At 66.8% G+C, this 1,575-nt stretch carries 2 protein-coding genes; both read right to left on the bottom strand.

Annotation, left to right across the window (positions count from 1 at the left end; translation table 11 throughout):
• The coding region (locus tag AC1DJT_RS36580) for an iron-containing alcohol dehydrogenase (protein WP_476836047.1) at positions 1-1,040 on the bottom strand (1,040 nt) is incomplete at its 3' end.
• A gap of 172 nt (positions 1,041-1,212) precedes the next feature.
• Positions 1,213-1,575, bottom strand: a 363-nt coding sequence (locus AC1DJT_RS36585; protein WP_476836048.1) for an EamA family transporter, incomplete at its 5' end; no start/stop codon positions are given.

Raw genomic sequence — 1,575 nt, forward strand, 5'->3', positions numbered from 1 at the left:
GCTATGGCCGGGACGACACTGCGCGGGACGCCCATTTGCGTGAGGGAGGCCGGCATGCCGAGGCGCTGGCTCAGGTCGGCGATCCAGTTGGCGAGGTCGGTGTCGGGAGCGAGATCGAGCGCGCGGCGGATCTCCACGTATTTCAGGCCGCATTCCGGCTCGTTGAAGCGCAGCACCGCCGGCAGCAACACGGCGTTCAGCGTGCCGTGGTGAAGCGAGATATCCTTGAGGCCACCAAGCGGGTGGGAGAGCGCATGCACCGCGCCGAGGCCCTTCTGGAAGGTCAGGCCGCCCTGAAGGGCCGCCATCATCATCTCCTTGCGGGCTTCGCGATCGGATCCATCGGTCACGGCCCGCTCGATATGTGCGACTGCGCGCTTCAGCCCGTCGAGTGCGATCGCCTCGGCGGGCGGGTTCTCGCGCGGGCTGAGATAGGTCTCGATGCAATGGGTGATCGCATCCATGCCGGTTGCGGCGGTAAGCCAGGCAGGCAGGGCGAGCGTGAGCTCGGGGTCGCAGATCGCGAGCCTTGGAATCAGATGTGGCGAGATGAAGCCGAGCTTGCGCCCATCCCTCAGGGTGATCAGCGCGGCGCGCCCTACCTCGCTGCCGGTGCCCGAGGTGGTGGGGATCGCGATCACCGGCGCGACGGCTGCKGTCACTTTCGGAATGCCGCCGAGGATCGCCGCATAGGTTTCGAGTGGTCCATCATGACCTGCGAGCAGCGCCACGCCCTTGGCGAGATCGATTGGCGAGCCGCCGCCAATGGCGACAAGCCCGTCGCATCCGCTTTCGCGATACAGCGCCAGTGCTGCGAGCACGGCCTCTTCTGTCGGGTTGGTCGGCGTGGCATCGAAGATCGGGGCGGCCTGCAAGGCTGGAGAATGCGCCTGAACCGTGCCGACGAGACCGACAGCGACGACGCCCTTGTCCGCAATGATCAGTGGCTCGCGCATGCCCAGCGCGGTGAGATCGGCATCGATGCCGGCGACCTCGCCGAAGCCGAAACGGGTCGTGGTGAGATAGGTGATCAGGGCCATGGGCGTCCTCGTGGGGCTGGCCTCGTCTCGTCTAGCGGCTCGGCCTTATTGAGATGAGCTCTTGGTGTGGCATGGCCGCCGCCAGGCGTCGACTGCAGAGCCCGCGCGGGGAGGGCGAGGCGAATGCATGAGAATGTCCGGGCCTGCCTCGTCAGCGGGAGCGCGGCGCGCCTCAGGGCGGGTCGAGCATCTCAGTGGTCTTTCCCGCCCGCCGTTCGAGCACCATCAGGGCGAGGCCGGCAACCACGATGAGGCCCGAGCCGATCAGCATCGAGAGCGACGGCCAGTCGCCAAAGATGAACCAGCCGAAGATCAGGGCCCAGACGATCAGCGTATACTGGTAGGGCACGACGACAGAGGCCTCCGCCAGCTTGAGCGAGCGTGTGACGCAGAGATGTGCGGCCATGGCGACGATACCGAGCAAGCCGAGCAGCCCGATATGGGCGAGGCTCGGCGTCGTCCAGCCGAAGGGCAGCAGGATCAGCCCCATGACAAAGGCGCCCAGCGTTTGCCAGGCCACGAGCGTCACATCCGG

Source organism: Allobosea sp. 05T422_2 (genome assembly GCF_056396265.1).